Annotated in this window: 12 protein-coding genes; 7 read left to right on the forward strand and 5 right to left on the reverse strand. The window is 48.0% G+C overall.

Annotated elements, in window-relative coordinates:
- Positions 1–16: 16 nt before the first annotated feature.
- Positions 17–3031, reverse strand: coding sequence for a glycosyl hydrolase family 95 catalytic domain-containing protein (locus H9625_RS02975; protein ID WP_191762957.1), 3015 nt, complete (start codon positions 3029–3031; stop codon positions 17–19).
- On the reverse strand, positions 3028–4590 hold the full coding sequence (locus H9625_RS02980; protein WP_191762958.1) for a glycoside hydrolase family 43 protein: 1563 nt from the start codon (positions 4588–4590) through the stop codon (positions 3028–3030). The genes H9625_RS02975 and H9625_RS02980 overlap by 4 nt, the downstream gene beginning before the upstream one ends.
- Positions 4591–4786: 196 nt before the next feature.
- On the opposite strand from H9625_RS02980, the gene H9625_RS02985 reads away from it, so the two are divergent.
- The 5 genes from H9625_RS02985 to H9625_RS03005 all read left to right on the forward strand — a co-directional run bounded on the left by H9625_RS02985 (position 4787) and on the right by H9625_RS03005 (position 14537).
- Complete coding sequence (locus H9625_RS02985) at positions 4787–5542, forward strand: SGNH/GDSL hydrolase family protein (RefSeq protein WP_191762959.1); 756 nt, start codon at positions 4787–4789, stop codon at positions 5540–5542.
- Between the two features lie 292 nt (positions 5543–5834).
- Complete coding sequence (locus H9625_RS02990) at positions 5835–9011, forward strand: SusC/RagA family TonB-linked outer membrane protein (protein ID WP_191762960.1); 3177 nt, start codon at positions 5835–5837, stop codon at positions 9009–9011.
- A 26-nt stretch (positions 9012–9037) separates the two neighbouring features.
- Positions 9038–10759, forward strand: a complete 1722-nt coding sequence (locus H9625_RS02995; protein WP_087248000.1) for a RagB/SusD family nutrient uptake outer membrane protein — start codon at positions 9038–9040, stop codon at positions 10757–10759.
- 112 nt (positions 10760–10871) lie between these two features.
- On the forward strand, positions 10872–12677 hold the full coding sequence (locus H9625_RS03000) for a hypothetical protein (RefSeq protein WP_191762961.1): 1806 nt from the start codon (positions 10872–10874) through the stop codon (positions 12675–12677).
- Positions 12678–12749: 72 nt separating this feature from the next.
- Positions 12750–14537 carry a cellulase family glycosylhydrolase gene (locus H9625_RS03005; protein WP_225226220.1) on the forward strand — a complete coding sequence of 596 codons (1788 nt, stop codon included), beginning with the start codon at positions 12750–12752 and terminating at the stop codon, positions 14535–14537.
- Between the two features lie 523 nt (positions 14538–15060).
- Here H9625_RS03005 and H9625_RS03010 read toward each other — a convergent pair.
- A complete protein-coding gene (locus tag H9625_RS03010) occupies positions 15061–16026 on the reverse strand; it encodes a FimB/Mfa2 family fimbrial subunit (RefSeq protein ID WP_191762962.1) in 966 nt (321 codons plus the stop codon).
- Positions 16027–16271: 245 nt separating this feature from the next.
- Between H9625_RS03010 and H9625_RS03015 the strand changes: the two genes are divergently transcribed.
- Positions 16272–17174, forward strand: coding sequence for an Rpn family recombination-promoting nuclease/putative transposase (locus H9625_RS03015; protein ID WP_191762963.1), 903 nt, complete (start codon positions 16272–16274; stop codon positions 17172–17174).
- Positions 17175–17263: 89 nt separating this feature from the next.
- On the opposite strand, the gene H9625_RS17885 is transcribed toward H9625_RS03015, so the two are convergent.
- Positions 17264–17395, reverse strand: a complete 132-nt coding sequence (locus tag H9625_RS17885; protein WP_255376587.1) for a hypothetical protein — start codon at positions 17393–17395, stop codon at positions 17264–17266.
- A gap of 115 nt (positions 17396–17510) precedes the next feature.
- Positions 17511–17636 (reverse strand): hypothetical protein, encoded by a 126-nt coding sequence (locus tag H9625_RS17890; RefSeq protein ID WP_262892009.1) that lies wholly within the window; start codon positions 17634–17636, stop codon positions 17511–17513.
- Between the two features lie 27 nt (positions 17637–17663).
- On the opposite strand from H9625_RS17890, the gene H9625_RS03020 reads away from it, so the two are divergent.
- Positions 17664–17894 carry a hypothetical protein gene (locus H9625_RS03020; protein WP_191762964.1) on the forward strand — a complete coding sequence of 77 codons (231 nt, stop codon included), beginning with the start codon at positions 17664–17666 and terminating at the stop codon, positions 17892–17894.
- Positions 17895–18060 lie beyond the last annotated feature (166 nt).

Genomic DNA, 18060 nt, shown 5'->3' on the forward strand with positions numbered 1-18060 from the left:
AGACATTCATTTGGTTTTAAAAGCGCAGTCTTGCTATTTCCCCTTCCGGCACCGTAAGTTCCACAAACTTTTCCGCTTTGCGTTTCTCTCCGTTCACCGAAACTTCGGTTATGCCTTCCGGCATCTTAATCTTGACATTCGGATTCCAGCCTCCGGTAAGAATAACTTCTATCGGCTTTCCTTCTTTCCATTTCATGCTGACCATAGCGCCTCCACGTACTTTGAATCCGTATAAGTTTCCTTCTTTCCACGAGTCGGGCAGGGCAGGGAGCAGGTTGATGAATCCATCCTGGCTTTGTATCAGCATTTCACTGATACCCGAAGTGCCTCCCCAGTTCCCGTCTATTTGGAAAGGCGGGTGCGAACAGAACAGGTTGGGAAAAGTCCCGCTTCCGTGTTCATTGGGGTTTTCTTGGGTATAGGCAGGATAAAGCAGGTTACGGAATAAGGTGTATGCCCGGTTTCCGTCACCCAGTCGTGCCCAGAAGTTTATTTTCCATGCGCGGCTCCATCCTGTTCCTCCGTCTCCTCTTCGTTCTAACGTAACTTTACATGCTTCTGCCAATTCGGGTGTATAATAAAGCGAGATTTGGTTTCCCGGATGCAAACCATACAGATGCGACACGTGCCGGTGATGTACATCCGTTTCTTCATAGTCTTTGAGCCATTCCATCAGATATCCCTTCTTGCTGATCTGGTGTGGAGGAAGTTGGGCGCTTGCTTCTTTCAATTGATTGGCATAAAGAGAGTCTGTATGCAGGATGGATGCGGCTTCAATCACATGGGTGTAAAGTTCCCTTACCAATTGGATGTCCATCGTGGGTCCCATGCATACGCTGATAGGGGTCCGGTCTTTCTTTGATACATAAAACTCGTTTTCGGGAGAGGAAGTGGGAGCCGTCACCAGCCATCCGTGTTCCGGTTCACGTACCATGGTAGAGTAGAAGAACTCCGAAGCTCCTTTTAATAGGGGATAAATATCGGCAAGGTATTGTTTGTTGCCCGTATACAGATAGTGCTCCCACAGATGTGCGCAAAGCCATGCGCCTCCTGTATTGGTCGCTCCCCATGAGGGATGTTCGCCCGGTGCGGTATAGTTCCATACGTTGGTCATCATGTGGAGTACCCAGCCTTTTGCTTCGGGACCATAGAAAGCCTTTGCGGTTTCTTTTCCACTGGGTACCAGTCTTTTTATCAAGTCGACGAGCGGTTGGTACAATTCCGACAAATTGCAAGGTTCTACCGGCCAGTGGTTCATCTGGACATTGATGTTGGTATGATAGTCTCCATTCCACGGAGTCATTACTCCGTTCGCCCAAAGCCCTTGCAGGTTGGGAGGCAAGCTTCCGGGGCGGGTACTGCTAATCAGCAGATAGCGTCCGTAATTGTAATAAAGGGCAGCCAGAGAAGGGTCATCCTGCGTTTGGAAAGCCTCCAGCCGCTTGTCGGTGCTTAATTGGGACACGGTTTTATTTTCGGGTAATTCGATGCCGGCACGGTGGAAGAACTGTTGGTATTCACCGGTTGCCTCTTGTTTGGCTTGTGTCAGGTCGGAAGCCAGGGCTTGGTCGAGCAGGCGTTGGGTCTCGGTCTGATAGATTCCGCCTTTCATATACGAAGTGTTCGCCGATACGATAATCCATGCCTCGTCAGCATCCGAAACTTCAATGCCATCTGCATGAGTATGCATCCGGCTTTTCTTGCCCGATAGTTTTACACCGGCTATGGCAGCATAGCGTATGCCTTCTTGCCGTTCATTTCCGCTGTCCAGTGTTCCCGTTATTCCCAGTTTCCCTTCGCTCAGTTTCCGCACATGTCCCCGTTCGGGACGGCTCAAAGTTAAATGGAATCCAAGTGCGTCCGGACGGTCTGCCTGCAGGTGAATCAGCATTACATCTTTGTTTCTTGACACGAAATATTCGCGGATATAGCGCGTAGCGTTTTTCGTGAAGGTGGTATATGCCACACCTTCATCCAAATTGAGCCAGCGCAGGTAATCTTTCGCTTGGCTTATCGTATCAGGGAAGGTATAGTTGATGTACATATCGGCAAGCATTTGGAAACATCCGAATGTGCCTCCTTTTTCAGGCTTTTTGGGTACGAAGCTTGTGTACATCAATTCTTGTGCTTCTTTGTTTTTGCCTTCAAACAGGAGTTGGCGGATGCGGGGAAGGCTTTCGGCGGCTTCCGGGTTGCGGTAGTCTGCTTCCGAACCGCTCCACATGCTGATTTCATTCAGTACGATGTGCTCTTTCGTGATGCCTCCGTCGGGCATCATGCCCAGACGTCCGTTGCCCAGCGGAAGGGTTTCTTCCCATTGTTTTGCCGGTTTGTCATACCATAGGGTCTGGTCGGCTCTGCCTGGTGCAGGTACGGGGTCTTTTCCGGTCAGTGCCTTGTAGATATTTTCGGCTATTATGATGGCACCGTATTTGTTCGGGTGCACTCCGTCGGTATATTCTTTCGGATAATAAGGAAGCATCGGCGTGTGCAGGTCAATGACGGGCAAGTTACGTTCGTGTGCCACTTCACGGATGCGTGGGATAATACCGTTCACGATGGTGCTGTCGTTGATGCCCCAGTCTTTCCGGTTGGACGGAATGGGCAGGCACAGGTAGATGCGCGGATGCGAGGGGAGTGCTTCGAAGGCATCTATCATCGTGTTCAAGTCTTTCTTGAAGTCTTCCTTGTGTATCCAGTTTATTGGTTTTGAATCGTTTGTTCCCAGCTTGATGGTCACGATGTCGGGCAAGAAGGCTTGTGCGTCCTTGAAAGGTTGTTTGCTCATGTAGGGCAGGTTGCCTTTCATCATCAGGGTATGGGCGGTAAGTCCGAAGTTGCCTACTTGATACCCGTCTCCCAGCAGGCGTTGGAGTACGGCGGGATAGCTTTCTGTTTCCGGATGTGCCAGGGCAAATCCTTCGGTGATGCTGTTCCCTACGCAAGCCACCTTGATGGGCTTCGCCTCTTTTTGCGCAAGGAGCATCAGAGGGAAGAGCAGAAGTAAGAGAATGAATAGGTTTCTTTTCATGGTCGTTGGTATTTGAAGTAATCAAAATCGGCAAATGCTTTCGATTCGGGAGATGCTGATACGGCGTACAGTCCCAACATCACTCCCGTAAATCCTCCTGCGGTTTCCGAACTCAGGTAGCGTGTGTTCATTTTACCTAATTCGTGGTATTTACCGTCGATGGTATATCCGAAGCGGTAGACGTTTATGTCCGCTTTCAGGTTCAGTATCACAGGGCTTGTATCGGGAAGTGCCGCCTCTTTTTCGATGTGCTTTAATTCACCCAATTGGTAGCGGAGCACGACGGATTGCTTTCCGTTTGCTTCCTGGCGCACGAACAGGTCGTAATGGGACCTAAAATCCATGAACGCCGTGATGCCGGCTTCATCTCCTGACTGAGCCTGCCGGAGTGCTACTTTTGTGGAGGCATCCATATCAAACTGGTCTTGCCGGAGCGCGACGAATGTAGGGCTTTTCCCGTCGCTCAGGGTCGTGTTTGTTGCGCTCAGGCGTAGCTTTCCGTTTTCGAAGGCATAGTTTTCCGGTATCGGGTTTTGCAGGTATACCCATTCGGGCGATAGCTTTTCTTCTTCGAACTCGAAGGTATCGGGTTGTGGTTTGGAAGGAGTGAGAGGAAGTGTGGGCACGTCCATGTTTATCGCTATGGTGCCGTTTCCGTTTACTACCGGCCATGCACCTTTGTCCCAGCGCACGGGTGCCAGATAGGTTTCACGCCCTACCGTATGGTGTGTGCCCGGCATGATGCGGTAAGCGAGACAGACCATCCACCACGAGCCGTCGGTTCCCTCTACCAGGTCAGCATGTCCCGTCCCTTGTATCGGGCTGGCTTGTCCTGCCACGCAGGCATGTGTCAGGATGGGGTTGGCAGGATTCGGTGTGTAGGGACCTTCAATGAAGGCGCTGCGTGCGATGGTGACGCTATGTCCCGTTTCGGTTCCGCCTTCCGAGATAAGCAGGTAGTACCATCCGTCTTTCTTATAAATATGAGGACCTTCGGGATATCTGCCTCCTGTGCCGCCCCATATCTTGCGCGAGGGAGAGAGTTGTTCTCCGCTCATCGGGTCTATTTCGCACAGGGTGATGTAATTGTCGGGGTTGCTCACCATGTAGCATTTCCCGTTCTCGAAGTAGAGCGAAGGGTCGATGCCTCCTTGCTTCAGCCATACGGGGTCCGACCATCCGCCGCGCGGGTCAGTGGTATGCACCAGAAAGTTTCCTTTTCCCGAAACGTTGGTGGTTATCATGTAAAATGTTCCTTCATGATAACGGATGGTAGGGGCATAGATGCCTCCCCAGGCATTGGCTCCTGTCAGGTCGACTTGTGAGGGTCTGTCCAGGCAATTGCCTATCTGTTCCCAATGGACAAGGTCCTTGCTATGGAACAGGGGGACACCGGGAAAGTATTGGAACGAACTGTTCACCAGATAATAGTCATCTCCAGCCTTGCAGACACTGGGGTCGGGATGAAAACCCGGGATGACCGGATTCTTGTATCCTTGTCCGAATGCCTGTGAAAATAAGGCAAGCAAAGCAAAGGTCAGTATGTTCTTGTTTCGCATGGTATGTGTGTTTAGATTTGAAGTTGGATTTTCTTTTTTGCAAAGATAATCTTTTTTCAGTCTCTTGAAGGGTATTCTCTGTATTTCCTATGGGCAGGATGTTTTTAAATGGGGTATGAAATGTTGTAGGATGCGATGGAAGTCTTGCGTGAAACAGGAGAATCATTACTTTTGTGTGACTTTAATCTGATAGGATATGAAACGAATATGGATTTGCCTGCTTTGGCTGGCTTGCCTTTGCCCCATGTATGGGCAAGGGCTTCGGATATTGTTTATCGGCGATTCTATTACCGACGGGAATTGGGGAAATAGCGATGGAAGTGCGATGCCTTCCGCCGGGCGGAACTTGTGGGACATGAACCACATCTACGGAAGCGGGTATATGTATCTGTGTGCCTCGTATTATCAGAGCAAATATCCTGGCAAGGGATACGAGTTCTTCAACCGGGGCATCAGCGGCAATGCGCTTGCCGACCTTGAGAAGCGGTGGGAAGAAGATGCCATAGCCTTGAAGCCCGATATACTTTCTGTATTGGTAGGTACGAACGATATACATTATTATATAGGAGGACCGCACGCCGAGCCTTTCGATATCTTGGGGTGGGAGAAGCGTTACCGTGCCTTGCTCGACCGTTCTTTACGTGCCAACCCCAACCTGAAGCTGGTGCTGGGTGCTCCCTTTACGGCTTTCACGGGTTCGATGAAGGAATCGGAAGGATTTGCCTTGCGTGATAGTCTGGTGCATACCCTTGCCCGCATCGTGAAGCGGATAGCCGTTGAGTACAAGGCGGTGTATTTGCCTTATGATGAAATGTTCGAAATCCTCTTGCGTGAAGAACCTTCCTCGCGGGACACATATTGGATATGGGACGGCATCCATCCCACACCTGCAGGACACCGGCGCATGTCGGAGTTTTGGATAAAAGAAGTAGAGCGTGCGGGAATCTTGTGACAAGATGCTGTTCCCGTGCCGGTAAGCTTGCCTATATAATCGCCGGCTTGTGCAGGTATCATCAGCGGCGCTTGCAAATACGTGCGTGGGCGGATGCTTATATTGCGTTGTAGGGATTGAAAAGTTATTAAATAGGGGAAAAAACAAATCATATCCTATCGGGAAACAAATGCATCCCTCCGTTTTTCATAATATGCAATACATTTGTGGTGCTCTCGATGCAGAAAACGCATGCGTGCGATTCTATCGGGGCATATAGAATAATGTAATTTTAACTATTAAACAAAGTACCATGAGTAAACACTTATTCAGAAAGTGCACATTCGTGCACATGTGTTTTCTTGCAATGGCGATGCTTCTATGCTTCCCTGCAAGTGGTGTGAACGCCGCTCCGGCTTCACAAGAAAATCTAACTGTTTCGGGTGTTGTTACTTCGGCCGCTGACCAGTTGCCGCTTATCGGCGTCAGCGTTCAGGTGAAGGGAACATCCAATGGTTCTATTACCGACCTCGATGGAAATTATTCGGTCAGTGTAGCTTCCGGTCAGACGTTGGTATTCTCTTACATCGGGTTCAAGACCCAAGAAATTCAAATTACCAATCAGAAAACCTTGAATGTGGTGATGGAAGAAGATTCGGAAACTTTGGATGAAGTAGTCGTAGTAGGTTACGGCGTTCAGAAAAAGAAATTGGTGACCGGTGCCACGGTGCAGGTGAAAGGCGAGACGCTGGCGAAGATGAATACCAACAGCCCCTTGCAGGCGATGCAAGGACAGACGCCGGGTGTGAACATTTCGTCTACCTCTGGTCAGCCGGGCGAATCGATGAAAGTAAGTATCCGTGGTTTGGGTACGGTGGGAAATGCTTCTCCTCTGTATCTGATTGATGGAGTAGGCGGTGATATCTCCACGTTGAATCCGGCCGATATCGAAAGCATCGATGTGTTGAAAGATGCCGCTTCTGCCGCTATCTATGGTGCACAGGCTGCCAACGGTGTGGTATTGATTACCACCAAGAGCGGTAAGGCAGGCAAGGCGCAGATTTCGTTTGATGCTTACTATGGCTGGCAGACCCAGGCACGTAAGGCGGACATGCTGAACGCACAGGAATATATGATGATTATGGACGAACAGGCGATTAATTCGGGCAATGCGCCCTATGACTGGAGCTCGTACGAGAGCATTTACGATGCCAACGGCAATGTGTATGACACCGACTGGGTAAACTCGATGTTCCAGAACAATGCCCAGACACAAAGCTATACTTTGGGTATTACGGGCGGTTCGGAAACTTCTACTTACGCGATGTCGTTGGGCTATATGAGCCAGGAAGGTATCGTAGGCGGTAAGGACGTATCGAATTACGAACGTTACAACTTCCGTATCAATTCGGAACACAAGCTTTTCAAGGATTCCGACTTGTTGAAGGTAGGAGAGCAGGTCAGCTTCGTTTATAAGATGAACAACGGTATTTCAGTAGGTAACCAATATAATAATACATTGCGTGGTGCGTTCGGTACTTCCCCGTTGGCGCCTATTTATAGCGACAACAACATTTATGATTCACCTTATAACGATACGACCAACTCGGATTGGTATAATGCAGATGGCAACCCTTACGGAAGCATGATGACCAACAGCAATAACGAGAATAAGGACGTGACTTTCTCGGGTAATGTGTATGCCGAATTGCAACCCATTAAGAACTTGAAGTTCCGTACCGTATTCGGTGCTGTATATACAACGAACGAATACCGCAGCTTCTCTCCGTTGTACCAGTTCTCTATTTATAGTTTCAACAATACACGTACCAGTGCTGCCCAAAACATGTCGCACGGCTTGACGATGACATGGACCAATACGGCAACCTACGACTGGACGGTGGGCGAACATGCGTTCAACGCTTTGTTGGGTATGGAAATGAGCCGTTATTCAGGTACTTACCTGAGAGGAACTACCGGTATGTTGCGAGATGGGTTTGATGATTGGGATCATGCGTACCTCGACAACGGTACAGCTACCAGTGCCGATAACGGCTTGGGAGTGGCCGGTCATCCGAATGATGAGACCCGCACTGTCTCTTATTTCGCCCGTTTCGGATGGAACTGGAAAGAAACGTATATGATTAACGCTACGGTACGTACCGACGGTTCTTCCCGCTTCGCTCGTGGAAACCGTTATGGCGTGTTCCCTTCAGTATCTGCCGGTTGGACTATCTCGAACGAAGCTTTCATGGAAGACACACACGATTGGCTGGACTTCTTGAAGCTGCGTGTCAGCTGGGGCCAGGTAGGTAACCAGAATATTGATAACTATCAGTACACGGCTCCGATTACTTCGAGCAATACGCATTACCTGTTTGGCAATCAGGTGGGAGCCGATGCCCAGTCCGGCTATTGGGGCGCTTATCCCAGCCGCCTTGCCAACGAAGACGTTACATGGGAGACTTCCGAACAGACCAACATCGGTATTGATGCACGTTTCTTGCGGAGCCGGTTGAGCCTGACCGCTGATTTCTATATCAAGACCACGAAAGACTGGCTGGTAGAAGCTCCGATTCTGGCTACGGCAGGTACGGGCGCTCCGTATATCAATGGCGGTGATGTAAAGAATACCGGTATCGAGTTAGCTTTGACTTGGAACGACCAGATTGGGAAAGACTTCAGTTATAACGTAGGTGTCAATGGTGCGTATAATAAGAATAAGGTGGGTGATATTCCGACCGAAGACGGCATTATCCACGGTGATATCAATATGTTGTATGACAATACGCCGGAATTCTACCGTGCGTCGAACGGTCATCCGATAGGTTACTTCTGGGGATATCAGACGGCAGGAATCTTCCAGAACAAGCAACAGATTGAAGATTGGCGTGCGGCAGGGAACGGCATCTTGCAAGCTGATGTCCAGCCGGGTGATGTCATCTACGTAGACCAAGACCATAACGGGGTGATTGATGATAACGATAAGGTGGACTTGGGTAACGGTACGCCCGACTTTACGTATGGTTTCAATATTGGATTCAGTTATAAGAATTTCGATTTTGCCTTGAACGCATACGGAGCCGCCGGAAACCAGATTGTACAAAGCTACCGTAATCATGCCAATAGCCATTCGAACTATACCTCGGCTATCTTGGGACGTTGGACGGGTGAAGGTACCAGCAACCGCATTCCGCGTGTGACGGAAACCAATATCAACTGGCAATTCTCCGACCTGTACATTCAGGATGGCGACTATTTGCGCATCAGCAACATCACCATCGGATACGACTTTGCGAAACTCATCAACCTGAAGGCTATTAGCCAGGCCCGTTTGTACTTCCAAGTACAGAATGCCTTTACTTTTACCAAGTATGACGGCATGGATCCGGAAATCGGTTACGGTACTTCTGACTGGGTATCGGGCATCGATTTGGGATATTATCCGCGTCCGCGTACTTACCTGATTGGTGTGAACTTGAAATTTTAATTGAACTATCTAAAACAATGAAAGGTATGAATAACTATAAAATCTATATAATGGCATTGGGGTTGGCTGGAATGGGCTTGGCTTCGTGTACGGCTGATTTCCTGGATGTGGAGTCGAAAGTAGAATCTACTACTGGCAATTTCTATCGGACGGAAAGCGATGCATACCGGGCTTTGATAGGATGCTATGACGGGTGGCAAAGTACGGTTTCGAACGGCACTTCGTTTTATATGGCTTCAGAGCTGATGGCTGACGAGTGTTTTGGAGGGGCTGGCGTTTCGGATGCCCGTAATTATCAGATTATTGACCGTTTCGACCAGACGCAATCTCCTTCTGATTTGAATCTTTTCGAAGGGGATTGGACGGGATATTATGCGGCGGTGTACCGTTGCAATGAACTGATTGCGCATGAAGAACAGATTTCTTGGACAAGTGAGGAGACAAGAGGTACTTACATGGGTGAATGTCGTGCTCTGCGTGCTTTGTGCTATTTCGATATGGTGCGTTTATGGGGGAATATTCCTTTGTTTACCGAACCGGTGAACGAGAACCGACCGCAGGCTGAACCGGATGAAGTGTATAATGTTATTTTCAGCGATTTGCTTTATGCGGCTGAAAACATTCCGGCTTCGGCTTACCCGAAGAGCGATGCGGCGAACAACGACGGGCATATCACCCAGTATGCCGCCAAAGCCCTGCTGGCCCGTGTCTATTTGTTCTATACCGGTTATTATGGCAAGGAACCCAGTGTAGAAGGTGTGACCCGTGCTTCTGTGTTGCAAGGTTTGGAAGATGTCATTTCTTCAGGCGAATATGCGTTGGTTCCGCAATTTAAGAACTTGTGGGTGCCCGCTTCCACTTGGTGGGAAGGCGATGCTGCGAGCGGTTATACCCAACATTCTACTTACGCCGGTCGGGGCAATGAAGAAACCGTATTGGCACAGAAGTTTAACTATACTTCTGATTATAACGGAAACAATGATGGAAACCGCTGGCTGGTGAATGTAGGCATTCGTAGTATCAATGTGTATTGGACACCTTACGGAAGAGGTTGGGGCATCTGTACGGTCAATCCGAAAATGTGGACGGCTTACAATACCGGAGATACACGTCGTGAAGCGTCTATGGTGAACCTTTTAAGCGAGGGCATTGCCGAAGACCCGAATTATGAAAACGGTTATAATGACCAGCGTGAATATACAGGCTATACCATTAAGAAATATACTCCGATGTCGAAATGGGAACAGAACGAATCGACCGGTGCATGGGCGTTGACCGATGAAACCACTGGATTGGGAAGCGGGGGCGACTATATGGTTTCCCAATACCAGGACTTTGTGGTAATGCGTTATGCCGATGTGTTGCTCATGGCGGCTGAGTTGGGAAGCTCCAATGCACAGGAATACTTGAACCAAGTACGCCAGCGTGCCTTTACCGAAGAAGACGAGAACGGCGATTTGGTTTTGTCTACTTACTATCGTCAGGTATCCGTTACGCAGGAAAATATCATGAACGAGCGTATGCTGGAGTTTGCTTTCGAAGGGCAGCGTTACTGGGACTTGCTCCGTCAAGGTGTGGACTATGCCGCTTCTCAAATTGCGGGAAATACATCAGTAGTTAGTGGTGGCAATCCGGATAATGTAAGCGTTACGGCTTCAAATATCACTAGCAAACAAGGTTTGATGCAGATTCCGAATAATCAGATTACCTTGTCGAACGGTGTATTGAAGCAAAATGCAGGTTGGTGAATAATAAGTTTTTGAGTTCTTAAGTTTTTAAGTTTTTGAGTTGACGAGGCTTACAAAACTGATAAATTCAAAAACTTAAGAACTAACAAACCATTTTTTAAATCGAAACATTATGAATAAACTGATACATACATTGCAAATGGCGCTGCTGGCGATGCTGATGGGTATGACAGCTGCCTGTACGCCCGATTCATACGACTTGGAAGCTCCGGATGTAGCTTCTGAAGATTTGGTAGAAGGCATTGCCTATACCATTACTCACGATTCGGAAAATCCGAATATCGTTTATTTGAGAAGCCTGATGCCTTCCAGTTATCAGGTATGCTGGGAACATCCGCAAGGACGTGCACAAGGAGCCGAAGTGACTTTGCAGATGCCTTTCGAGGGAGAATACGAAGTGCGTTTCGGCGTACAGACCCGCGGTGGTGTGGTTTATGGTCCTACTGCGACTTTTACCATTGACAGCTTCTATGCAGGTTTTGTGAATGATGACCTGTGGACGTATCTGACTGGAGGGGTAGATCAGGAGAAAACCTGGATTTTCGATAACGGAGAATACGGATTTGCAGCCGGTGAACTGACATACGCCGATCCTTCGGGTACGGTGACTTGGAATAACTGGACTGCCAATTGGGATCCGGGAGTAGGACATACAGGCGATGATGCCATTTGGGAGAGCACCATGACGTTCAACCTGCAAGGCGGTGCAAATGTGACGGTGTATAATTCTTCATCGGATGAAACTCAGACCGGTACATTTATGTTGAATACCGACTCGCATACCATTACCTTTACCGATTGTGACTTGCTGCATACACCCGGTTGGACAGACCGTACGACAAACTGGCGTAGAGATTTGCAACTGTTGGAACTGGATGAGAATCATTTGCGTATCGGCGTGATGCGTGACAACAGTGAAGGGCCTTGGTGGCTGATATGGAATTTCGTATCGAAAGAATATGCTGACAATTATGTACCCGAAGACCAACCCGATCCGGAACCTTCGTTGCCCGACGGCTGGCAGGATATGGTTTCAGAAGTGGTTACAAGCGAAATCAAGTGGACCATGTCGGCTGACGTGCCGTTTGACTGGGCTAATCTGGACGGAAGTCTGATGAACAACTTTACCGCAGGCAATTATCCCGACTGGGCTACACCGGTAGATGGACTGGAAAACCTGAGCATGACACTGAATTCGGCGGATATGACTTATACGTTCGAAATGCCGGACGGAACGACTACCAGCGGTACTTATACCTTGGATGAAGACGGTATCTATACGTTCAGTGCCGGTGTGCCGACTTATCATATCGGTGGCGGTGACATCATGTTCAGTGCTACGGCAGAAAACCAATTGCGTATCTTGAGCATTGAGACGGCAGGAAACAGCGTGATGGGTATGTGGTTAGGAAACCGCAGTACGGAGAAAGACGAATACTTGGCTTACCACTTCTTGCCGAATGCCGGTAGCGGAAGCGGTACGCCGACGGCTACGGAGATTGCCGTAGACAATAGCAAAATTGTTTGTGGGCATCTGGAAGAAGCTACGAATAATTTCCGTATCGAATTGTATAACATGTATGGTTCCACGGCTTCCAACCAACCGTTTGACCCAGCTTCCATTGTGTTCGATTATTCAATGGAGCTGACGTTTACAATCAGTGGACTGACCGGTGCGGCTGCAACCAATGCCTATACCGCCCAACTGATGTGTACGGCTGACGGCTGGTGGCCGTCGGTAGGCGAAGGTCAAGGTACGACAACCGTACAGGGTGACGGCACTTATACGATTCGCTACAGCCCTTCGGCAGCCTACAACGGTGTGATTGTTTTCTGCATCGATATTCAGGAGATGTTCAGTGATATCGAAAATCCGGATGCCGTAACGGTTACGATTGATAATCTTTCTATTCTGTAATATTTGTGGGCGCAGGTGTATGCGGATAGAACTGCATGGGCCTGCGCCTTTCTACTAATCAATGATTAACCTATGAAAACTATGCGAAATTATCTGACATTATTCTTTCTGTTGCTGACGGGGATAGCCTTGTTTGCTTCTTGTTCGGATGACGAAGGCGGAGGCTATACGGGAGAAACGAAAATCTCCGCTACGGAAATGACTTTCCCTAAATCCGGTGACACACTCACGCTTTCTGTCTTGTCTTCGGTTGAACCACAAGTGACCAGTAATCAGACTTGGTGCAACGTGTCATTCGTGAGTGTAACCGAAAGAGGAACTTATACCTACAATGTAACGGTAGATGCTAATTCGGAAACCGATGACCGCGTGGCTACGCTTTCGGTGGTGGCAGGAAGCTTTACGGCTTCGGTGCAGGTGACACAGACTGCCGGAGACGGTTTGATTGTGGCACAGACTGCATACGATATGCCGGCGGCAGGAGGTGCGCTGAGCATTACGCTGACCACCAATGGCGATTATGCCTATACAATCAATGACTCGTGGATAGCTGAGGCAGAAGTGACCGATGCGCGGGCAATGACGGAATATACCTTGCATTTTACCGTATCTGCCAATCACGGCGCGGAACGCACCGGAACCATTACGTTTACGTTAGGCGACTTGACGGAAACCGTTACTGTAACACAGGCTGCCGGACAGGCTGCAGCCGTGTCGGGAGAAACGCCGTTGGAAATAGCCGCCAGCTTGGGACTGGGATGGAACTTAGGCAATCAGTTGGATGCACATAATAATGGAGTGGCAGATGAAACAGCTTGGGAAAACCAACCTGCTACACAGGCCTTGTTTGATGCTTTGGCAAATGCCGGTTTCACTTCTGTCCGTATTCCGGTTACGTGGCTGGGACATGTGGGCGAAGCTCCCGATTATACCATCGACGAGACTTACTTGAACCGGGTGGCAGAAGTGGTAGGCTATGCCGAGAGTGCCGGACTGAATGCCATTATCAACATTCACCACGATGGTGCGGACAGCCAGTATTGGCTGGATATCAAGGATGCGGCAACGGATGAGACGGTCAATAGTGCGGTAAAGGCACAGCTGGCTGCCATGTGGACCCAAATAGCCAACCGATTTGCAGACAAAGGAAACTTCCTGGTGTTCGAGGCAATGAACGAAATCCATGACGGAAGTTGGGGCTGGGGAGACAACCGTACGGATGGCGGCAGACAATATGCCGTACTGAATGAATGGAACCAAGTGTTTGTAGATGCCGTGCGTGCTACGGGTGGAAACAACCAGACCCGTTACCTGGGCGTGCCGGGGTATGTGACAAACATCGACCTGACGGTAGAAAACTTTGTCTTGCCGCAGGATGTGGTGGATAACCGGCTGATGGTAGCCGTTCACTTCTACGACCCGATAGACTATACCGAGAATGCCGACAATATTTATTCGCAATGGGGGCATACCGCAGACCCGTCGCTGAAAGCGGATTGGGGTGATGAAGACAATGTGACCGGACAGTTTGCCAAGATGAAAGAAACGTTCATCGACCAAGGTATTCCTGCCTATATCGGCGAGATGGGATGCGTACACCGTGCGGATGACTTGTCGGAATCGTTCCGTTTGTATTACTTGGAATATGTATGTAAGGCAGCGAAAGAGTATGGGATGCCTCCATTTTATTGGGATGCAGGAGGAGACGGAACCGGAACACAATCATGGGCACTTTTCAATCACGCTACAGGCGAGATGCTGAATAATGCTCAGGAAGTGATTGACGTGATGAAACGGGGCATCTTTACCGAGGATGCATCATACACCTTGCAGTCGGTATACGACAGTGCGCCGCAATGAGAAGTTTGCTGATTTTATACTTGCGTGTTTCAGCATAGATATGCTGAGATTTATAGGCAGAGGCAGATTGTGAAGTCTGCCTCTGTTTTTTATGTCCGTATTCAATGGGCATGCATAGAATAAAAAATTTGAATATCCGCATTTCACCCAATTGCCTTGTAGGGGCGTATTGCATACGCCCCAAAAACATCCACGTGGATTAGTTGGCGTATTCGGGCGTATGCGATACGCCCCTACATGGGATGTTTGCGGATATTCAACATGAATATATTGCTTTGTCGAGAGTGTATTCCTCATCCGTTTTTTATTTCTCCCCGGAACAGTCGTTTCCGTATTTGGATTACATTATCGTTTCATCCAGCTTCTATTTATGGTTTTCATATGAAAACCGTACGGTTTCCATATTGAGAACGTACGGTTTCCAATTCAAAACCATACGGTTTTGATATCGAGAACGTAAAAGTATGCCTTCTGAAAAAACGATATGACTTACATGCAAAACCAAATGTTTCTTAATACCGTATTATTCCAGAATAGGGACATTGATTTCTTCGTTTGACTCGTTCCATTCGTCAACGGTGAAACTGCCCGAATCTTCTTCTTCCAGGATATTGCCGATGCTGATATCAAGTGTCAACTTATTGTTGGCTTCCAGTGGGGTATTCAGTGTTTGTTTGAATGTCTTGACCTTTCCGTTGGTCAATGTGATGAAGACTTGGAGTTCGGGTGTACCGAAAGAAGGGAATAGCATCACGGTGCCGTTGCTCATTTCTGTATTGTCATCGGAGCGGACCAGCGGGAAAGCTACTGTGCAGGATTTGCCTTCGGGTTGGGCTGAATAGAAGTTCAACTTTTCAGCAATGTGTGTTACCCGTACTTCTACGTTTTCGATAGTATTGCTCAAAGCATTGCCTTTGTTGTCTTTTAACGTTACTTTCAGTCCGCTCACTACTCGGTGCAGGTCTGCGTCCAGGTCTTCTGTTCCGACATTTACCGGGCGGCGGGCATGTACGAGGTCGAAAGTGGGATAATAGGTCGTGTCATTGGAAATGGCAAGCAGGCTGAAGTCTTGTTGGGCAAAGTCTTCACCGATGCTGTAGTTGGGTTCTCGTACATTCGGATAAGCGTAAATGGGTTCGGTATACTGAGGCGTACCCCAATAAATCATGTCGTATGTACCGGCAGGCAGGCTTACTTCCTGGTTGTTTGCATTGGGATAAACGGAACCGTCTTTGATGAAATAATATCCATGGAAGGGTGTCAGTTTCTGGTTTACATAATTTCCATAATAAATGGATGTGCTTTCGTTGCAGGGAGCTACGCTCAGTACTCCTGTAAAAGGTTTGTTCCCGTCACGGGTAGATATGCCCATGTACATGGCAGGACTGATCAGGTCGGATGTCGGGTTTTCGGGTGCTACCGGAATGTCATCGTTGTGGCAGCTTGTCACGAATAGGGCAAGTACTGTCAAGAATGCTAATTTTTTCATTACTTATTGGTTTTTAATTGGTTCTATAGATATAACACGCCGGTTGTCCCTTTTGTTCTTACAGCAGGAAGAAAATGTCCGAAAGCCTGTGTCTTTTGCTGTTGCCTTCATGTCTGTGGGCTATGATACGCTCCTGCAAAAAACGCTTTGACGATATTCACAGTCCATTTCTGGTTGGCTATAATCTATTGCATTTTATAAAATATATCATTACCTTTGTGGCAAACCCCTAATTAACTACGTACATGAGATATTTGGACCCTAAAGCCGACCTGACTTTCAAGAAAGTTTTCGGCGAACACCCCGACTTGGTTATCAGCCTGCTCAATGCCTTGCTGCCTTTCGAAAAGCCCGAAGAAGAGATTGCGGAAATCGAATACCTGACACCGGAACTGGTGCCGGAAACGCCACTGAAAAAGAACAGCATCGTAGACGTGCGCTGCAAAGACAAAATGGGCAGGCAGTTTCTGGTAGAGATGCAGATGCTTTGGTCTCCTGCATTCATGCAGCGCGTGTTGTTCAACGCTTCGAAGGCATACGTGCGCCAGCTTGGAGGCAGAGAGAGCAAATACGAACTGCTCCAGCCCGTGTATTCGCTTAACTTGGTGAACGACATCTTCCTGCCGGATGTGCCGGAGGCTTACCACGACTATAAAATCGTGCAGGTGGAACATACTGACAAGGTGATTGAAGGACTGCGCTTCATCTTCGTAGAGCTTCCCAAATTCAAGCCACAAGATTTCAAAGGCAAGAAAATGGCGGTACTTTGGTTGCGGTATCTGACGGAAATAGACGAGCATACGCGGCAAGCCCCCAAAGAGTTATTAGAGAATCCGGAAATCAGTAAGGCGGTGACGCAAATCGAAGAATCCGCCTTCAGCGATGCCCAACTGTGGTGGTATGATGACTTTTGGGATGCCGTGCGGGTGGAAAACACTCTGATTAGCGATGCTTTGCGCGAAGGCAGACAGGAAGGCAGACAGGAAGGCAGACAGGAAGGTATACAGGAAGGTATACAGGAAGGTATACAGGAAGGTATCCGACAAAACAGCATCCAAAATGCCCGTGGCATGAAAGCGGAAGGCATTCCGGCGGGAATCATCGCGAAAATAACCGGACTTACGCCGGATGAAATTGAGAAACTGTAATCAATCTAAACTTACGCGGCAATACCTGCCGCACATAAATAAAGCAGCTAATCCGCAAGGGCTGGCTGCTTTATTTTGATGTAAGAAGACTATTTCTTTTGATAGATATTCATCACACATGCCGCATAAAATTCTCGCCCCAGAAATGATATGCTAACTTCTCTAGTATATTGTTTACCGACGCCAAAATTTCCGGTAGCAGGTAAATCTTCTATTTCCATATTAAACTTATGTTCTGGCCAATATTCTGAAAAATCAATACGCCGTCCATCTATGACCAAAAATTGATCATAACATCTGATGAACACTATTACTCTATACAACGGTTGGTACTGATTATTGTAACACTAAAATATTATTTAGATTTTCTACTTCTACTGTTGAAGTCAAGATTTTAAAACCTTCAAAATTTCCACCTTCTGTTGCTCCTTCTATGGAAATAAGCACTACTACCATCAGCATAAGAAGCTGTTTTGAATTTATCGTGCGATGATTTGGGATGAGTTTTTGAGGCATTTTCGCTTCTGTGATGAGGAAGATAGCGGGCTATCTGACGAAGAACAGGAGCGAAAAGGACCAAAAAATCGCCCAAAGCACACACGAAAACGAACACATCAAGCCAAGAAAAACTTTTTGGAGAAATTCAAAACAGCTTCTAAGTATCTTCTACTTCTTCAACAGGAGAATTTTTCTGCGAGGTCTGTGCTCCATAATTGGTAAATAGCAGATGTGCGTGTAGCCCAATAATAATCCGTAAATTGGCTGGTTGTAAGTGCATGTCAGCTGTATATGTTTTAAATGAAAGAGCCGTGGCTTCTTATTTAGAAAAAAACGGGTGCGCTTGCTTTTTTCTCGTTTTTTTGTTTCTTTTGTAATCGAAAACAAA

This window comes from Phocaeicola intestinalis, from assembly GCF_014837065.1.
Taxonomy (GTDB): Bacteria; Bacteroidota; Bacteroidia; order Bacteroidales; family Bacteroidaceae; genus Phocaeicola; species Phocaeicola intestinalis.